The organism is Sulfuritalea sp. (assembly GCF_017302275.1).
In the GTDB taxonomy this organism is placed as follows: Bacteria; Pseudomonadota; Gammaproteobacteria; order Burkholderiales; family Rhodocyclaceae; genus Sulfuritalea.
Genome location: NZ_JAFLDR010000023.1, coordinates 1 through 18438, shown reverse-complemented (window position 1 = coordinate 18438; position 18438 = coordinate 1). Strand labels below are relative to the sequence as shown.

The window sequence follows — 18438 nt, the reverse complement described above, 5'->3', positions numbered from 1 at the left end:
GTATTTCATCCTCACGCAGATCGTCGCGACTGAAGCGCAATCCTGACCCTGCTTTGGGAGTCACCGTGATTCAAGGCGTTCGTGGCGCCCCTACCCTGACATTCCGGTGACGGATTGGTAATCAAGTAGCCATCTTCTCGTCAGGGTCGCCGGATTAGACTTCCTGCGTGATTATGGATTGCGAACTGGACCGACAAGACCGGAATGACGTGTTCGGGAGAGTCTCCATGGCGCGTCATCGGTCCGAGCAGAAACAGGATGCGTTCTTGCCCACGGCGACGTTGGCGATCAGGGCTGGGTTCGCCACCATGACATTGGATAGCTTCGGCCAAATCCGCGATTGTAAAGCGACGGCAGCGCAGATATTCGGGGCAAGTCGGCTCAATTTGATCGGGAGGCCAATTTTCAATTTTATCGCGGGCCTGTCTCGCGGACGAAGTTCGCCGAGCTATGGCGCGAGGTACCTCGAATATCTCTGTGCGGACGGTGAATGGCATGAATTTGAGGCGACAGACATGAATGGACGCGCATTTGCCGTTGAACTCAGTATGCATCGGACGCAGACCAGCAGTCGGGAATTGTTCGCCCTCCGCTTGCGCCAGGCGAAACAAACAGCATGTCCTTGATCCGAGATTCGAGAGCAGGTCATGTTCCCTGGTGACAAACCGATCGTTGCAGCCTCCGGTCCACTCCCCACATTTGATAGCACATCAAGGGGCGACAAAGATTTGCTACAAGGGGCCTTGCAAATATGCCGAAAATGGTTGGAACACCTTCCCGCGCATGATCCTCGGCGTGAGAATCTCGATGTCATGGCGAGCTTGTCAAGGACATCCTTAAATCCGGCGACTACTCTTTACACGATGCGATGACGACGGCGCGTGCTCTGCTGTGCACCAATTGCCGCCGCCTGAATGCAGCGCCGGATCAATGTACAGGACGGTCGCTGGATCGATGTCCATTGGTGCGGGCAGAGTCAATGAAAAAGTCTTTGATTGGTGCCACGGAGATGCGACTGGACATGCTACGCATTTATTGCCGACCAAGCTTGAGTCAATAAGGAGATGATCATGAAGAACAGGAATGAGAACGTAAGCAAGCCCAAGAGCGGTGGCGCGACCCGCCAACTGCGTGAGTCAGTTGATCTGGACACGGTACCGGCCAATGATGCTGTTCCCCGCGAACAATTGATCGCCGTAGCGGCCTATTTCCGCGCTGAACAGCGAGGCTTTGCGCCTGGCAATGAGATGTCCGACTGGCTTGATGCGGAAGCCGATGTAGGAAAAATGCTCGGGAGTGGCGCGACCGCATCGGGCAATTCGTGAGTCGATCTCCTGCCTTTAGTGTCACCCCTCGAATTCGCTCAAGACGAATCTGGTCGGCAAGGAACCCCGACAGCGCGATCTTGTCTGGTGCAGGAGCTTGAAGTGGCGTTTTCATCCACGGGGACATTGGCAGCCGCGCGCATCTGTGGGCCAGCCGCGACCGATGCGATGCCTCTCCTAAATACGAACTGACAGGCTGCAACAAAACATCATGGATATCCTCGCGCATGCACTTTGGGCCAGGTCTGGCTTCGCCATCCTGAATCGTCGTTCGCGCGTAAATCGCGCCTCAATTCACTGGGCGTTGGCATTGGCCGTGTTGCCCGATCTCCTCCACAATTTGCCCGTCCTGGCGTGGGCGATTGCTAGCGGAAACCCAGGTGATTGGTGGACTTATGCAGTTGCGTTGCCGGGCAAGGAGCCGATGCTTCCTGCCTTGGTCGTGACTCTGTCGCAACAATTGCACTGCTTGTTACACAGCGCGCTGGTGGCCGCGGTTATCTCGGGACTGGTCTATGTGGTTCGTCATCAGTTCTGGCTACCCCTTTTGGGCTGGTGGTCACATATCATCATTGACGTGTTCACACACTCTGCCGACTTCTATCCATCCCCAGTGTTCTATCCAGTAAGCAGTTGGGGCTTCGATGGACTCGCATGGAATACGACCTGGTTTACGGTTCTCAATTACACCGCCCTCACTGGATTTGGAATTTGGCTCTTCGTAACAAGAAGGAATGCCGAGCTTCACCATTCTTCAACAACAGTAGCTGCACCGGGACAAACCTGACAGCAATGTAATCAACGGGTCATGTTGTCGACGGTAGCCATCGCGCAGACTGTGTTTCGTCCAGTGTCTTCGGACTACCACAATTCCTTCCCTAAACATTCTTTGGAGAAAAAATCATGAAACTGAATTCCATCCTCTCGGCAGGTCTGTTTGCCGCCATCGCCACCCTGTCCATAGGCGCACAAGCTGCTTCGGATACGGAAAAAGCCGCAGAAGAGAAGGCTCCGGCCGCCAGCGTGCAAGCCGACAAGAAAGTGAAGCCCCATTCCCATATGGAGGAGAAGACCGGAATGCCGCAGAAAGTGGCGGATTCCAAGACCGCCAAGCCAGATCCTACCAAGGACAAGAATAGGCATCTGCACCCCCGGGACGGCAAGTAAGCCCGTTCAACGCGAGGCCCCTTGTCGGGGCCTCGGCGTTTTCACGATGAACGACCGCAATCATGACGAACACGGCAATCGATGCTCCTGTCGCCTGTTGGCAGATGTTATCGGTTGCGACCAGAAGACGATCCGCTTTACGTATTGCCAGGCCGTGCTGATGAAACACTGGACCATGGAATGCAACCATGGCTGCCATGATGAAATTGTCGAATCCGGATCGATCGAAAAATGGCACCATGTTGGGCCGATTGATCCGGTTGCGGCGATCCTGATCAGAAACGGATGAGCGGAACCCATGCCGCCGGTCTCGCCAATCGGAAATTCACCCCCCGTCCAGCCAGCTCTCGGTGGCGGGGTTGGTCATCACGGCACCAACGCGGTGGTTCTGGACGCAAGCGCGGGACAATCGTTTGAGACCGCGCTGGCACAGGCTGTCAATCAAGCGCCAGGAGGAAGTGCGCATGGAAACCATAGCGGCAGTGCCGGCTCGAATGGTGCGCTGTCGCATTCCAGCGGACGCGCTTCCGTCCTGAGCGTTCAGGGCGGCGGCTCCCACCCGCGGCATTTTCAGATCGGCGAAGCGAATCATGGTGGTGGTGGGCACAGCCTCCAGGAAGTCGCGCTTGGTTTGCGTGGCTATCGCCAGCAATTGATCGCCTCCAACATCGCCAATGCCGACACGCCCGGCTACAAGGCGCTGGACGTCGACATTCACGAAGCCCTGCGCATTGCGCGATCAATAGCCGATACACCACCCCTCACGCTTTTGACCACGGCTTCCGGCCACATTTCGGGGCATGCCCAAACGTCCGCATCGCTTTATCCACTCAAGTACCATATTCCTTCCCAACCGAGCGCGGATGGAAACACGGTGGAGATGGATGTCGAGCGATCGAAATTCGCTGAGAACTCGTTGATGTGGGAATTCGCGCGCGATCGCGTCAGTGGCCATTACAAGCACATGATGGAAATGTTCCTGAATCTGAAAGATTGAGATGTCTATCGTCTTGCCTGAGAATCCTCGGCACCTGCGTTGGATGCTCGCTCGCAAACTGGGTGCCGCCGCGATTGCCATCGGACTTGTTGCCGGTGGCCTTTCCTACCAGCTTGAAACTCGCCGAGCCGAGCAGTCTGCGCTGGAAAATGCCGCTGAAGGAGCTCGACATTTTGAGTCCTCTGCGACGCAGATTGTCATGGACACCAAAGCTCCTGAGGAGCACGCCGCACTCAAGCGTTTACTGGATCGAAGCCGATTTGTCGCCATTCGCGTGTTCAACTCAGATAGAGTGTTGATCTACGAGACATGGGAGGACGTTTCGTCCGTATTGGCGAATTCGGTTCGCTTCGCACAACATCAACATGACTGGCCTGGGCAGGGTCAGAGCCACCAGAATTGGATCGCAGTTGGCGACGAGCGCTTGATTCAAGTCGTTCTGCCGCTGTTCGGGACGGACGCGAAACTTGCAGGTTATCTGGAAGGCGTTAGCCGCCTCGACAAGCAGTTCTTGGAGCGACAGCGGGAGCAAGTCCGCAACGGAGCAGTAACGGCATCGCTGTCTGTTCTGGTCACGGCATTTCTCCTCTACCCCTTGCTGCTGGCTATGTTGCACCAGTCAGGCGAACGATCCCGTCTTCTGCTGGATTCCAATCTGTCGCTTTTGCGTTCGCTTGGCAATGCTATCGCCAAACGGGATTCGGACACAGATGCCCACAACTACAGGGTGACTATTTATGCTGTCGCCCTGGCCGAAACGCTGGGTTTGCCGAAGCCAGAGATTTCAGATCTGGTGGTTGGCGCCTTCCTCCATGATGTGGGCAAGATCGGCATTCCCGACCAGATTCTGCTCAAGCCGGGGAAGCTCACGACCGACGAGTTCGAGGTCATGAAGACCCATGCACTTCTCGGCATCGAGATCGTAGCGGACAACCCGTGGCTTGCGGGCGCGGCGCAGACCATTCGCCATCATCATGAGCACTTCGATGGATCAGGCTATCCCGATGGACTGGTCGGCGACGCGATCCCCCGTGTCGCCAGGATATTCGCTGTGGTCGACGTTTTCGATGCCCTGACTACGCAACGGCCCTACAAGAGGCCGATGCCGCTGGGCGAGACATTGGTCATCATCGAACGAGATTCAGGTCGGCAGTTCGACCCGGGGGTTGTTGTGGCATTTCTGGAAATCGCGCCAGACCTTCTTGCCCGCACCGCTCACGCCAGCAGCACGGATCTGCGACAGGAAATGCGTTTGTTGCTTGCGCGGTATTTCAGAACGACGGCAACCCACTGAGGGTGCGGCACACTACTACATTCGCACTGCGTCAATTGCAGTCCGGGCCTTCGAGCACATAGCCCATGCCGCGGACCGTTCGGATAAATTTGATGTCGAAGGGATCATCAATCTTCGAACGCAATCTGCAAACGGCGACATCGATGACATTGGTGTCGCTGTCGAAATTCATGTCCCACACCTGGGATGCAATCAGCGATCGGGGTAGTACCTCGCCCTGTCGCCGCAAGAGCAGTTCGAGCAGCGAGAACTCCCTGGCCGTGAGGTCGATGCGGGTTCCTGCCCGGGTAACCCGTCGTCGCAGAAGGTCAAGCTCCAGGTCCGCTACCCGCATCCTTGTCGCTTCGCTGGGTAACCTGTGTCGCATCAGGGTGCGCATCCGAACCAGGAACTCTGAGAAGACAAATGGCTTGACGAGACAGTCGTCGGCGCCAAGTTCCAATCCTTTCACCCGGTTGTCCACGCGGTCCTCCGAGTCAATAAGCATGATTGGCACATCCCTGCCGGCGCGCCTTATGGCTTGCAGTACATGCCAGCCATCCGGATCCGGCAGTACGATGTCGAGGACAATAGAATCGTAGGCTTCCGTCAATGCCGAATGCAGCCCTTGATTCCCGTCGCGGCGCAGGTCCACGCAGAACCCGGCCTCCGAGAGACCCTGATTCAGGTAGGCGGCCATTTCCGAATCCTCTTCGATGAGCAGAATTTTCACGGTGCGCTCAAGCTCTCCATTGCGAGCGCTTGTGTCGGGGCAGACGGTGGTAACCGTGCCGAGTCGGCATCAGCTTCGATCGGGCTGTGAATTGGAAGAGCCGGCGCCTGCGCGCCGGCTTGGTGCTCTTGACGATGGTGTGGATGACTAAATCCGCATACTGTCGTCATCAAAGCCGGGAGAAACATCACCTTCCCGACCCGACGGCGAAATCAATATGAACGATGGGTCTTGTGCAGCAACTCGTCGACACGCCAGACTTCATTGCCGTTCATGACGATTTTCTTGCCATCCTTGGTTTCCATCACGTGACCGGGCGCCATGTACGTTGCCTGACCGAACTTGTCTTCCATGCCCATTTTCCCATCCTTGAAGATGTAGACCGTCGAGCCATCCTTCAACTCGATCGACTTCTCAACCCTGGATTGGTCGACAGCGAATGCGGATGCTGCAATTGCACTCGTTGCGACGACCATCAGCAGCTTTTTCAACATTTTCATTCTCCTTAAGTAAATTGAAACTGCGATGCGAATGCTACTGTCAGGACCCTTACCGTTAGATTGCCCATAAATTACATTAACGTTAGCATTCAGCAATGATTCGATCATCCACTCCGGTTGGCCGGATTGTCCTCGACATAGACCATCACGCCGTCAGCTCCAGGAATGACTTTGGAAAGCGGAAACGGCACGGTGCCGAGCGTATCGAACATCCAAATGACACTCTTGCCGCCCACGTTTATCTGGATGACTTCGAGCTGCGTTACATTCAGATATTTGGTTGTGCTGTCGATATTCACCACCCGAGTGACCGGTCCCGATGCCGCATAGCCGTAGGGCGCACGCTGATTGGCGGTCGGTTCCCCTGCGGGAACCGTCGCGCGAACACGCCAATGCTCACTTTCCGGCATTGGATTATCGAATTGGGCCAAGGCATTCGTCGCGGTGGCGGCTACAAATGCGGCTATCAAGGTTAGGCCGGTAAATTTCGTTCTCATGTTTATCTCCTAATGATGTTGGGATGATTCCACCGGATACTTGTTGTTCGATGGTGATTCCATCTTAGGAGGCGCATACCAACTGGACGATGACCGAGAAATTACAATTCTGTCAGCGCTTTGTCGGGTTGCAGGATTGCCTGAAGCGAGGCCGTTCGCATAACGCTTTCACGGGCCTTGACCAAAACAGGAACCAACCTATGGTCAAATGTAGATTCCTTTGGCTCTATCTCGCCAGTTTGTCGCGGATAACCTGCGCAATTGAATACTCGCTCATAGCCATGACTGATCCGATAGGCACGCTCATACTGCGCTGGAAGGACGATCCCCACGGCACCTACTCGACGTGGTTTCTGTGGACCGAACGATTGAAAAACTTCCGGTCGATTCGTCGCGGGATTGGTCAGGTGGTAAACGATATCGAGGCAGGCAGTTTTGGAAACGCCTATCGCGGATCATCCCTCGAAACGGTGGTCGGTTCCGTCGCGGAGCAGCGACAAATATTCAAAGGGGCGGATCACGCGTTTCTCTGGAAGCCCAAGCTGCGCATTCCCGATATCTATGAGAATGCAGCAAACCAACGAGCTTTTGCCCAATTACTCCATACCTGCAATTGCTGCAACAGCGGCGAGCAAATTATCGAAGCAATTCGTCGCATAGACGCACTTGGCATAAGGGGACTCGGGCCGGCCGTTGCAAACCTGCTTTACTTCATTCACCCGACCTTGATGCCGCCGTTTAATACCGCCATCGTCAAGGGTTACAACGCGCTTACCGGGGCCAAGGTCAAGCTTGGGCGCTGGGATCATTACTTGGCGATGAGAGAGGGTATCGTGGGATTGAATACCACGCATCGAAAACTACTTTCAAATGATCTGGGGGCAATTGCCGGCCTTCTATTTGACATTGGATCGGAGCGGTACTCGGCACCGCCGCGAGACGGCGACCTGGAAGCCGAGCTTGCCTGGCAGAATGATCTGGCGAGGGTCCGGGAGGAAACTGCCGCACAGCAAAAGGTATTTGCCTCTGTGGAAGATAATGATCAAACCCATACTCAGGTCCAAGGCTGGCTTAGAGACTTGGGTATTGCGCTTGGGTTCGCGGTTTGGATTGCGGCCAATGATCGTAGTCGTCCTTACGAAAACGGCCAATTGAGCGACGGCTGCCTAACTTCACTTCCCGACACTATGACTAACTCGCCTGGCGCCGACGCGGTAAGGCTCATTGACGTGATCTGGCTGGAGGAAAAATCGGGGCATGCAGTCGCCGCATTCGAGGTCGAGCATACGACATCGATTTACTCTGGCATAGTCCGCTTGCTTGACTTGGCCTATGGCAGTGAGCTCAAGCCCTGCGAAGGCTTGTTCCTCGTCGCTCCTGACAGCCGTGAAAACGATGTTCGTCAGCAGATAAGGCGACCGGCGTTTTCCAAAATTGAGGAGCTGAACTTCCGATACCTGCCCTATGGCGAGCTTCGGAACCAGCGTGATGTGATTGCGCGCTTCGGTTCTGGGCTGAAACCGGTTTTTGCTATTTCTAGAGCGATAGGCGGGCAGTCATAGTGCTGGAAGCGAGACTTGGACTGCGCACATTTGTGCCAATGGACTGGTTATCATTCCCCATTTCAAGCTGCGGCGGATCTACGATCAGTGCGTATTGATAAGTGGCTGTGGGCCGCTCACTTCTACCTGACTCGGAAACTTGCCACCCAAAGTGTCGAGTGCGGCAGAGTCATGGTTAATGGAGCCATCGCTAGGCCAGCCCATCTGATTAAGCCGGGTGATACACTCAACTTCCGTGTAATTGACCGCGAGTGGGAAGTCGTGGTACGAGCCATAAACACGAATCCCGCATCGCTCAAGGAAGCAAAACAGATGTACGAGGAAACCGCAGCCTGCCGAGAAAGGCACATTCAGGCGGTTGAAATGAAACGCGTCGGACTGCACCGGATATCTCTTCAGACCGTGATCCGTTCACGAACTGAACGGCAAAACTAGCCGCTATCGGCAGAGGTGGTGATTTGGGATCACGTTGAAGACACGTGGATTGCTGATATCTAACTTTGTGGTACTGTAAGCGCCCATGAGACGCTTCCTCGCCCTTCTGCTACTGGTGCTGCTGCCGCTAAACGCGGCCTTCGCGGCAGCATCCGGCTACTGCCAGCATCAGAAGGAATCTTCGCAGGCAGCGCATTTCGGGCATCACATGCATCAACATGATCGCTCGGCGGACAAGTCGAACGACACCGGCACCCAGGTCGATCCCGACTGCAGTTTCTGCCATTTGTCCTTTTCGTCGTTTGTTCCGGTCTTGTCGCCGACGCCGGGCAATGACAGCGTGCCTCGACTCATCGTGCCGCTCGTGGCGGACTTCCGTTCCGCCACCGTTGATCCCTTCGACCGTCCGCCACTCGCCCACCTCGCCTGATCCGGCGGGACGCGCTACACCTTTTCGTCCTTGACGGCTGACCGAGCCCGCGCCAGTGGGCTGTCGGCTGCGTTCCGTCGGATTCTTCGCATGATTCAACTCGCTGAGGAATTCGATGAAAAAGACACTATTGCTATTGCTGGGGCTGCTTACCGCGCTGCCTGCACCTGTTGGCGCCACTGCGACGGCGGCCGATCTCCCGCTGACCCTGGAAGCCGCCTGGCAACTCGCCGACCAGTCAAATCCAGTCCTGAACAGCGCACGGGCGAATCTCGCCACCGCCGAAGGGCAACTCGCCGACGCCCAGGGATTGCTCTGGAACAACCCGCAGATCGCCGCTGAACGCGTGCGGCGCACGGTGCCCGATCCGGGGCTCGGTGACAGGACGCAGCGCGAGTGGAATGTGGGTCTGACACAAGCGCTGGAGATCGCCGGCCAGCAGGGCTATCGGCGCACGGCGGCGGAGCAGGAACTGGCGGCGCTGCGCGAAACCATTGAGGAAGCCCGCCGGCAATTGCGCGCCGAGGTCGAACAGAAGTTCGTCCGCGTGGTGAGCCTGCAACTGCGCGCCGAAATGGAAGCGGGCCTGGTCGATCTGATCAAGGAAAACAGCGCCGTCACCCGCAAGCGCTTCGACGCAGGCGAGGATACAAAGCTCGACGCCAATCTTGCCGAAGTCGAACTCGGGCGCGCCAACAACCAGCTCGAAATCGTTGCCGAACAATTGATTCAGGCGCGCGCCGACCTGGCCACGCTGTTGCAATTGCCCGCCGCGAAGCTGCCCACGGTCAAGGGATCGCTTGCCGTCAAGCCGGAACTGCCCTACACCGTGGACCAATTGCTGGCGGCGGCGGCCAGCCGGGCGCAGCTGCGCGCGCTCGACCACCGCGAACAGGCGGCGCGCCACCGGCTCGGCCTTGAACGCGCCGCGGTCTATCCCGATGTCACCGTCGGCCTGAGTTCGGCCCGCGAGGGCCCGGGTGATGCCCGCGAAAAGCTCGTCGGGCTGAGCGTCTCCATTCCCTTGCCGTTCTTCCGCCGCAACGCCGCCGGCATCGGCAAGGCGTCGGCGGAGCTGACGCAGGCGGAGATAGAGAAGCAGGCCGCCGCACGCGACACCCGTGCGCGCGTCCTGTCCTTGTGGCAGAAGCTCGACAGCTTGCGCCAGAGGGTCCGGCGCATGGATCAGTCGGTGCTGCAGCGCCTCGAAGAAAACCAGCGCCTATCCACCGCCGCTTATCGCGCCGGCGAGATCAGTCTGGTGCAGATGCTGCTCGCCACCCGGCAAGTCCTCGACACCCGCCGCGAGGTGCTGGAGGCGATGACCGATTTTGCACTGACCCGCAGCGAACTGGAACAGAGCGCCGGCTGGACGGGAACGAAATGATGAGCGGCCACCTGAAGAACACACGAATTGGAAAAGAACTCATGAAGACATCAAGAACGGAACTGGGCATCGCGCTGGTGATCGCCATGGCGAGCATCCCACTGGCCGGCTGCGGCAAACCCGAACCATCGCCGACGGCCGCCGCGCAGCCGGCTGCCGCGAAACCCGCCGCAGCCGCCGACAAAGCGCACGAGAAGCCTGGCGAGCACAAGGAAGGCGAGGCCGGACACGGTGAGGAGGAGTCATTGAAGCTCAGCGCCGAGGCGATCGAAGCCGCCGGGATCAAGGTCGAAGAACTCGTCGCGCAGGAAATCAGTGAGCAGTTGATCGTGACCGCCACCATCCGCCCCAACCAGGACCGCATCACCCATGTCGCGCCACGGGTGCCGGGACGCATCGTCAAGGTCCACGTCAATCTCGGCGATCGGGTGAAGGCCGGACAGGCGCTGGCCGTGCTCGACAGCCTCGATGTGGGCGAAGCGCACTCCAGCTATCTCCAGGCGAAGACCCAGCTCGCGGTGGCCAAGGCCGACTTCGAGCGTGCCGAAAAACTCCACGGCGACCAGATCATCGCCCAGAAGGACCATTTGCGCGCCCACGCCGAATACGACAAGGCCAAGGCATCGTTCGCCGCCGCCGGCGACAAGCTGCGCATGCTCGGGGTGGCGGCAACGCCAGCCGACGATGGCCGGGCCGTATCGACTTTCCCGCTGACCACGCCGTTTGCCGGCACGGTGATCGAGAAGCACGCCATCCTCGGCGAACTGGCCCAGCCCGACAAGCTGATATTTACCGTAGCCGACCTCTCGACGCTGTGGATCGAGGCCAACCTGTTCGAGAAGGACCTCGGCCGGGTCAAGACCGGGGCGGAGGCCGAGGTAACGGTCGCCGCCTATCCCGACCAGGTCTTCCGCGGCAAGCTGACTTACATCGCGGCAATTGTCGACAAGGAAACCCGCACCATCCAGGCGCGCCTCGAAGTCGCCAATCCGGACGGACGGCTCAAGCCCGAGATGTTCGCCTCCGCCGCGATCCGTACCGGCGGCAAGGGCCGCGGCCTGTTATTGCCGGAAGACGCGGTCGTGCTGGTGGACGGCAAAGCCACGGTGTTCATCGAGGAGCATGGCGGCTTCGAGCCGCGTACCGTGGAACTGGGCGACAGGCTGCGCGGCCGGGTCGTCATCAAGGCCGGGCTGCAGGCCGGCGAGCTCGTGGTGACGGCCGGCACCTATGCCCTCAAGGCACGGGTGCAAAAGTCGCTGCTCGGCGAAGGCCACGCACACTAAGGGGGCAGCATGCTAAACGGAATTGTCGATCTCTCGCTGCGTTACAAACTCCTGGTCCTGCTGGGCTTCGTGCTGCTGACCTTCTTCGGTGTCCGCGCCGTGCTGACCGTGCCGGTGGATGCCTTCCCCGACGTCACGCCGAACCAGGTCAATATCTACACAGAGTCGCCCGGACTCGCCGCCGAGGATGTCGAGAAGCTGCTCACGGCGCCGATCGAATCCGCGATGGCGGGGCTGTCGGGCGTCGAACAGATCCGCTCGGTGTCGCTGTTCGGCCTGTCCTACGTTGGGGTCTACTTCAAGGACGATGTGGATATCTACTTCGCCCGGCGCCTCGTCGGCGAGAAGCTGCAGGAGGCGAAGGAGCGCCTGCCGCAGGGCTATGGCGAGCCGGCGCTGGGACCCAACAGCTCGGGCCTCGGCCAGGTGTTCTGGTACACCATCGAGTCGGCCGACCAGAAGCTCTCGGCGATGGACCTGCGGACCCTGCACGACTGGAGCGTGCGGCTCATGCTGCGCACCGCGCCCGGGGTGGATGACGTCACCACCTGGGGCGGCCAGGAAAAGCAGTATCAGGTCCTGATCCACCCGCAGAAGCTGATCAAGTACGCCCTGAGTTTCAAGTCGGTGATGGAGGCGCTCGCCGCCAACAACCGGCAAGTGGGCGGGCAGTACGTCAACCTTGGCCAGGAACAGTATCTGGTGCGCGGACTTGGGCTCGTCGCCAACACCACGGATATCGGCAGTATTGTCGTCGCCGCGCACGAAGGTGTGCCGATTTATGTGCGCGATGTGGCCGAAGTCAAGGAGGGCGCCGCCGTCCGCTTCGGCGCGGTAACCCGCGACGGCAAGGAGGTTACGCTTGGCATCGCGCTCTCCCGCATCAACGAGAACGCCAAGAATGTGGTGGACGCGGTGAAGCAGAAGCTCAAGCTGGCCCAGCAGGCGCTGCCCGCCGGCGTCACGCTCAATCCCGTCTACGATCGTACCGATATCGTCGACAAGGCGATCAAGACCGCCAAGGCGGCGCTGACCGAAGGCTCGATCCTGGTGGCGATCGTGCTCTTCATGTTCCTCGGCGAGATCCGCTCGGCGCTGGTGGTGATCGTGACCTTGCCGCTCGCCATGCTGATCGCCTTCCTGCTGATGCAGTACTTCGGCCTGTCGGCCAACCTCATGTCGCTGGCCGGTCTGGCCATCGGCATCGGCATGATGGTGGACGGCGCGGTGGTGATGGTGGAAAACGGCTTCCGCTTGCTCTCCCACCAGGCGGGCAAGACGGTGAACCGCACCCATATCATCCTGGAAGCGGCGCGCGAAGTGATCAACCCGATTGCCTTCGCCATCCTCATCATCATCGTCGTGTTCCTGCCGCTGTTCTCGCTGACCGGGCTGGAGGGCAAGCTGTTCAAGCCGATGGCGCTGACCATCACCTTCGCCATGGTGGGCTCGCTGGTCCTGACGCTGACCTTGGTGCCGGTGCTCGCGGCGCTGATCCTGAAGCCGATGGAAGAGAAGGACACCTTCCTCGTGCGCTGGGTCAAGGCCGCCTACCTGCCGCTGCTCGACCGGGCGCTGGAGAACAAGAAGAAGGTGATCGGCGCCGCCGTGGTACTGCTGGTGGCGGCGCTTGCCACCTTTCCTTTCCTGGGCAAGGAGTTCATGCCCACGCTGCAGGAGGGCGCCATCATGTTCCGCGTCACCGGCATCCCGTCGACATCGCTCGAAGAGTCGGTGCGCGTCTCGCAGAAGATGGACGCGGTGCTGAAGAAGGAGTATCCGCAGACCCGGTCGGTGCTCGCCACCATCGGCCGCGCCGAGAAGGGCGAAACCACCGACGCCAACTACATGGAAGTCCTGGTGGAGGTGAAGCCTCGGGACGAATGGCCGGAGAAGATTTCCATGCCCGAGCTCTCCGACCGGATGAAGGAGACGCTGGAACAAGCGCTGCCGACCGTGGTATTGGGCAACACGCAGCCGATCCAGATGCGCGTCGAGGAACTGATCTCGGGCGTGCGCGCGACCCTGGCCCTCAAGCTTTACGGCCCCGAACTGGGCACGCTGGATCGCCTGGCGGCCGAGATCAAACCGGTGCTCGGTACCGTGCCGGGGGTCGCCGACCTCTCGCTGGAGGCCAACAAGGGCAAGCCGCAGATCGTGGTCAAGGTCAATCGGGAGGCGGCGGCGCGTTTCGGCATCAATGCCGACGAGATTCTCGAAGTGGTGCAGGCCGGCATCGGCGGCAAGGCCGTCAGCACCCTGCTCGACGGCGTGCGCCGCTTCGACATTCAGGTGCGGCTCGACCCGGCCTTCCGCGACAGCCTGCAGGCCATCAGCGACATTCCCTTGCGTACCCAGACCGGGGCACTGGTGCCTCTCTCGCGCGTCGCGACGGTGGAAATGGACGAGGGCTACACCTTCGTGCGCCGCGAGCAACTGAGCCGCTACGCCGTGCTGCAACTGGACGTGAAGGGCCGCGACGTGGATGGCTTCGTCAAGGAAGCCGACGCCAAAATTCGCAGCCAGGTGAAGCTGCCCGAGGGCTACTGGATGGAGTGGGGCGGCGCCTTCGAGAACCAGCAGCGGGCGATGGCCCGGCTCGCCGTCATCGTGCCGTTGACCATCGGCCTCATCTTCATCCTGCTCTACACGGCGTTCAACTCGCTGGCTCACGCGGCGCTGATCATCGCCAACGTGCCTTTCGCGGTGATCGGCGGCGTCTTCGGCCTGGCAATCACCGGACAGTACGTGTCGGTACCTTCCGCCATCGGTTTCATTGCCGTGTTCGGCGTGGCGATGCTCAACGGCATCGTGCTGGTGTCGTTTCTGAACGACCGGCGACGACAGGGATTCAGCATCCGTGAGGCAGTGCGCGAGGGGGCGGCGCTGCGGCTACGGCCGGTGCTGATGACCGCCTCGGTGGCGATCCTCGGCCTGGTCCCGATGCTGCTCTCCCAGGGTGTCGGCGCGGAGACGCAGCGACCGCTGGCCACCGTCGTCGTCGGTGGCCTGTTCACCTCGACCGCGCTCACGCTCCTGTTGCTCCCATTGATGTACGAATGGCTGGAAACCCGTAGGGAACGCAATCGGACGGCGGTCTGAGCGAAACGGAAAGGGATGACGATGAAAACACGATTTTCAGTATCGGTCTGCTTGGCGGCCCTCGCGCTGGCCGGCTGTGTCGGGCATACACACAGTCTCATTCAGGGGGAAAGCGATCGAGAGATCACGGTCGGCACGTTCCGGCACGAGGGGCCGGAGGGTTCGATGATGGTGCTGGAATTTCGCGGAACACGTTTTGAAGCGCGTGGTTTTGCTATCGAACGCAATCAGAACCTTGCGGAATTGAAGCGACGTTACGGGATTGATCGAAAGCATTGGGATCGGATTTCTTCGGGCATGGATACGGACCACTACGTGTATTCGGCCGAGCCCGTGTTGCGCGCCGGGAATGGCGCGAGCTTGCGCTGCTCCGCCGCGTGGCGGGCAATGGCTTCTCCCGAGGGGCACTGCGTGACCGATGAGGGCACGCACATCAATTTCCGTTTCGAGTGAGCGTGAACGAAATCCCGAGGCGCGCTGATAACGAGTGAAAGCGGGAAAATCATGCTGAAAGAGCTTCCTTCGAAAGAGCAGGTGCCCGGCGAAAGAAAGCGTCGCTGGTTTTTCTGCCACGACCTCGACCTGGTGGTCTGGTTCGACGATCGGGACCACCCGGTCGCCTTTCAACTGGCGTATGACAAGTATCGCGATGAGCGGTCGATTACCTGGGACGCGGAAGAGGGATACCGTCACTACGCGGTGGATGAAGGAAACCCTTTTGCCGGGAAGACGCAAACCCCGCTGTTGTTTGCGGATGGTGCGTTTGATGCCAATCGCGTCATCGCTTTGTTCAAGTCGCTGTCCGCGGAAATGCCACCGGATATCGCGTCCTTTGTCCTTCACAAATTGTCCGACTACCGCTGATAGTCAGCCAGAAAGTTCATCATGGCCGAGAAACTTAAACTGGACTTGCCCCTGATCTTGCCGGATGTCGCCGATGAGCGCGACGCCTGCGTGGGGCGATTGACCAGGTTGCTGCAGGCCGAAGGGATGGGAATGGCACACGTGGTCTACGAGGACGGCCGCGCCCGCCTTTGTCTGCACTACGACCCGCAGCGATTCAATGTGAGCCGGGTGCGCGATCTGGCGCAAGCGGCCGGCGCGAAGATCGGAGACCGCTTTCGCCACGAGAACCTGCGCATCGACGGCATGGACTGCCCGACCTGCGCCACCGTGATCGAGCATGCCCTGCAACGCACGGACGGTGTGCTGGAAGTTTCGGTGAGCTATCCCGCCGAGCGCCTGCGCCTGGAATTCGACAGCGAGAAAATCCAGCGTTCGGCGATCGTCGGGCGCATCCAGGCGCTTGGCTATGCCGTGCGCGAGGAAGGCCATGAGGCCGGGTGGTTTGCCGAGCATCGCGAGCTAATTTTTAGCTGCGTAGCCGGCTTGCTCTTGCTGGCCGGCTGGCTTGCGGGTCGCGCCGACGCACCGCGCAGCTTGGCGCTCGGCTTGTTGCTGGGCGCATACGGGGCAGGCGGTTTCTACACCCTGCGCGATGCCTGGCAGAGTTTGCGCAGCCGGCGCTTCGACATCGACACCCTGATGATCGTCGCGGCGGCCGGGGCGGCGGCGCTAGGTGCCTGGGAAGAAGGCGCGCTGCTGCTGTTCCTGTTCAGCCTGGGCCATGCCTTGGAACACATGGCCATGGACCGGGCGCGCAAGGCCATCGAGGCGCTGGCGGAACTGGCACCCAAGACCGCCAGCGTGCAGCGAGATGGCGTGGAGATCGAGGTACGTGTCGAGGAATTGCAGCGCGGCGACCGGGTGATCGTCAAACCCGGTCAGCGCATCCCCGCCGATGGTCAGGTGGCGACCGGCAACTCGGCGGTGGACCAGTCTCCGGTAACCGGCGAATCCATGCCGGTGGACAAGCAGGCGGGCGACAAGGTTTTCGCCGCTACCGTCAACGGCGAGGGCGCCCTCATCGTCGAGGTGACCAAGCTGGCACGCGAGAGCACGCTGGCACGCATGATGGATCTGGTGGCCGAGGCGCAGACGCAGAAATCGCCCACGCAACGCTTTACCGACCGCTTCGAGCGAGTTTTCGTGCCCGTCGTGCTGGTGGGTGTCGGTCTGCTCATCGTGCTTCCGCCGCTGTTCGGTTTTCCCTTCGCCGAATCCTTTTACCGTGCCATGGCGGTGCTGGTGGCTGCTTCGCCCTGCGCGCTTGCCATCGCTACCCCGTCGGCGGTGTTGTCCGGCATCGCGCGTGCCGCGCGCGGTGGCGTGCTCATCAAGGGCGGCGCGCATCTGGAAAATCTCGGCGTGCTCACGGCGATCGCCTTCGACAAGACCGGCACCTTGACCGTCGGCAAGCCCAGGGTGACCGATGTCGTCGCCATCAACGCGGACGAGGCAGGTCTGCTGACCGTGGCTGCCGCCGTGGAAAGCCGGAGCGCCCACCCCTTGGCGCAGGCGGTGGTGGCGGAGGCGAAGCGGCGCGGTTTGATCTGGAGCGAGGCCGGCGAAGTCGAAGCCGTTACCGGAAAAGGGTTGCGCGCCGAAGTCGATGGAAAAGAGATAGCCATCGGCAACGCCAAGCTGTTTGATGGCGAATCCATCCCCGAAGCCATTCGGCAGCACACTGAGCGCCTCCAGACGGAAGGCAAAAGCACCATGCTCATTCAGGCCGACGGGCAGTTCCTCGGCGTCGTGGGTTTAGCCGATACCCCGCGCGATGGGGTAAAGCAGGTGCTGGAAAGATTGCAGCGGATCGGTGTCAGCAAGACCATCATGCTGACTGGCGACAACGAACGCGTCGGCCGCGCCATCGCCGACGCGGTCGGTCTGGATGAAGTGAAAGCGGGACTGCTGCCGGAAGACAAGGTCAAGGCCATGGAAGAGCTCACAGAACGCTACGCTCAGGTGGCCATGATCGGCGACGGGGTCAACGACGCTCCGGCCATGGCACGCGCCACGGTCGGCATTGCGATGGGTGGTGCCGGCACCGATGTGGCGCTGGAAACGGCGGACGTGGCGCTGATGGCGGACGATCTGTCCAAGCTGCCCTTTGCCGTGGCTTTGAGTCGCGCATCGAGGCGCATCATTCGCCAGAACCTTTGGGTCTCGCTAGGCGTGGTGGCACTGCTGATTCCCGCCACTTTATTTGGCTGGGCTGGCATTGGCCTAGCGGTGTTGGTGCATGAAGGCTCCACGCTCGTGGTAGTGATCAACGCCTTGCGTCTGTTGGCCTATCCCGGCGAAGAAAATACCAAGTAGATGACAGACGAAAACACACAGGACGGCTATGAGCGAGGGCTATTTGTTCGTGCGAGTAGTTCAACTGAACCAAAGACAGATTACAAAGTGAACGAAGGAGAACCGACATGAAGGAGGTCAAGGCATTCATCCGTCAGCACCGCATCGCCGACGTACTCCAGGCGTTGCGGCAATCGGGTCTGTGCGAACTGGCTACCCCCGGCGCCAGTTGCCACAACATCACGGTATCCCAGGTGCAGCGGCCGCTGGCGAGCACGGACCCGACGCAGCAGCATTACTCGATGGACCTGGCCGAAGCCGTCGTCACCGAGTACAAGCTGGAGCTGGCCTGCGCGGACGACGTGGCCGATGCTCTGGTTGACGCCATCGCCAAGGCGGCGCATACCGGACAGACTGAAGCGGGCTGGATTTTTGTGAGCGATATCCAGCGCTCAGTCCAGATTCGCTGAGGCGGGCAATGAAAAACAAGCAACAGCGTCCATCGTCTGCAGCGAAGGAAAGAACAAATCCTTCCGCGCAGGC

At 59.9% G+C, this 18438-nt stretch carries 20 protein-coding genes; 17 read left to right on the top strand and 3 right to left on the bottom strand.

What is annotated here, in order from left to right; genetic code table 11:
* The first annotated feature begins 227 nt into the window (after positions 1-227).
* The 7 genes from J0M27_RS13285 to J0M27_RS13255 all read left to right on the top strand — a co-directional run bounded on the left by J0M27_RS13285 (position 228) and on the right by J0M27_RS13255 (position 4783).
* The gene (locus J0M27_RS13285) at positions 228-626 is read left to right on the top strand and encodes a PAS domain-containing protein (RefSeq protein WP_294992427.1); all 399 of its coding nucleotides are present in this window, start codon (positions 228-230) and stop codon (positions 624-626) included.
* A 444-nt stretch (positions 627-1070) separates the two neighbouring features.
* Positions 1071-1325: a DUF2934 domain-containing protein gene (locus tag J0M27_RS13280; RefSeq protein ID WP_294992424.1), complete on the top strand. Its 255-nt coding sequence runs from the start codon at positions 1071-1073 to the stop codon at positions 1323-1325.
* Positions 1326-1536: 211 nt separating this feature from the next.
* Positions 1537-2112, top strand: a complete 576-nt coding sequence (locus J0M27_RS13275) for a hypothetical protein (protein WP_294992421.1) — start codon at positions 1537-1539, stop codon at positions 2110-2112.
* 116 nt (positions 2113-2228) lie between these two features.
* Positions 2229-2492, top strand: a complete 264-nt coding sequence (locus tag J0M27_RS13270; protein ID WP_294992419.1) for a hypothetical protein — start codon at positions 2229-2231, stop codon at positions 2490-2492.
* Between the two features lie 46 nt (positions 2493-2538).
* Positions 2539-2781 (top strand): hypothetical protein, encoded by a 243-nt coding sequence (locus tag J0M27_RS13265; RefSeq protein ID WP_294992416.1) that lies wholly within the window; start codon positions 2539-2541, stop codon positions 2779-2781.
* 9 nt (positions 2782-2790) lie between these two features.
* Positions 2791-3489 carry a flagellar basal body rod protein FlgB gene (gene flgB / locus J0M27_RS13260; protein WP_294992413.1) on the top strand — a complete coding sequence of 233 codons (699 nt, stop codon included), beginning with the start codon at positions 2791-2793 and terminating at the stop codon, positions 3487-3489.
* 1 nt (position 3490) lies between these two features.
* Positions 3491-4783: an HD-GYP domain-containing protein gene (locus tag J0M27_RS13255; RefSeq protein WP_294992410.1), complete on the top strand. Its 1293-nt coding sequence runs from the start codon at positions 3491-3493 to the stop codon at positions 4781-4783.
* A gap of 31 nt (positions 4784-4814) precedes the next feature.
* Here J0M27_RS13255 and J0M27_RS13250 read toward each other — a convergent pair whose 3' ends face one another.
* The 3 genes from J0M27_RS13250 to J0M27_RS13240 form a co-directional block, all read right to left on the bottom strand.
* Entirely contained in the window at positions 4815-5495 is a 681-nt protein-coding gene (locus J0M27_RS13250; RefSeq protein ID WP_294992408.1) for a heavy metal response regulator transcription factor, read from the bottom strand.
* Between the two features lie 212 nt (positions 5496-5707).
* Positions 5708-5989 (bottom strand): periplasmic Cu(I)/Cu(II)-binding protein CopK, encoded by a 282-nt coding sequence (gene copK / locus J0M27_RS13245; protein ID WP_294992405.1) that lies wholly within the window; start codon positions 5987-5989, stop codon positions 5708-5710.
* Positions 5990-6099: 110 nt separating this feature from the next.
* Complete coding sequence (locus J0M27_RS13240) at positions 6100-6492, bottom strand: CzcE family metal-binding protein (protein ID WP_294992403.1); 393 nt, start codon at positions 6490-6492, stop codon at positions 6100-6102.
* Positions 6493-6773: 281 nt separating this feature from the next.
* Between J0M27_RS13240 and J0M27_RS13235 the strand changes: the two genes are divergently transcribed.
* The 10 genes from J0M27_RS13235 (at position 6774) to J0M27_RS13195 (ending at position 18365) form a co-directional block, all read left to right on the top strand.
* On the top strand, positions 6774-8054 hold the full coding sequence (locus J0M27_RS13235) for a hypothetical protein (protein WP_294992401.1): 1281 nt from the start codon (positions 6774-6776) through the stop codon (positions 8052-8054).
* A gap of 87 nt (positions 8055-8141) precedes the next feature.
* Entirely contained in the window at positions 8142-8489 is a 348-nt protein-coding gene (locus tag J0M27_RS21390) for an RNA-binding S4 domain-containing protein (protein WP_365962765.1), read from the top strand.
* An 85-nt stretch (positions 8490-8574) separates the two neighbouring features.
* A complete protein-coding gene (locus J0M27_RS13230; RefSeq protein ID WP_294992399.1) occupies positions 8575-8919 on the top strand; it encodes a hypothetical protein in 345 nt (114 codons plus the stop codon).
* Positions 8920-9034: 115 nt separating this feature from the next.
* Positions 9035-10306 carry a TolC family protein gene (locus tag J0M27_RS13225; protein ID WP_294992396.1) on the top strand — a complete coding sequence of 424 codons (1272 nt, stop codon included), beginning with the start codon at positions 9035-9037 and terminating at the stop codon, positions 10304-10306.
* 41 nt (positions 10307-10347) lie between these two features.
* Entirely contained in the window at positions 10348-11592 is a 1245-nt protein-coding gene (locus J0M27_RS13220) for an efflux RND transporter periplasmic adaptor subunit (RefSeq protein ID WP_294992393.1), read from the top strand.
* A gap of 9 nt (positions 11593-11601) precedes the next feature.
* Positions 11602-14694, top strand: a complete 3093-nt coding sequence (locus tag J0M27_RS13215) for a CusA/CzcA family heavy metal efflux RND transporter (protein ID WP_294992390.1) — start codon at positions 11602-11604, stop codon at positions 14692-14694.
* Between the two features lie 21 nt (positions 14695-14715).
* Positions 14716-15147 (top strand): hypothetical protein, encoded by a 432-nt coding sequence (locus J0M27_RS13210; RefSeq protein WP_294992388.1) that lies wholly within the window; start codon positions 14716-14718, stop codon positions 15145-15147.
* A gap of 51 nt (positions 15148-15198) precedes the next feature.
* Positions 15199-15558 (top strand): hypothetical protein, encoded by a 360-nt coding sequence (locus J0M27_RS13205; protein ID WP_294992385.1) that lies wholly within the window; start codon positions 15199-15201, stop codon positions 15556-15558.
* A gap of 21 nt (positions 15559-15579) precedes the next feature.
* Positions 15580-17916 (top strand): heavy metal translocating P-type ATPase, encoded by a 2337-nt coding sequence (locus J0M27_RS13200; protein ID WP_294992383.1) that lies wholly within the window; start codon positions 15580-15582, stop codon positions 17914-17916.
* A gap of 107 nt (positions 17917-18023) precedes the next feature.
* Positions 18024-18365, top strand: coding sequence for a P-II family nitrogen regulator (locus tag J0M27_RS13195; RefSeq protein ID WP_294992380.1), 342 nt, complete (start codon positions 18024-18026; stop codon positions 18363-18365).
* Positions 18366-18438: the final 73 nt, after the last annotated feature.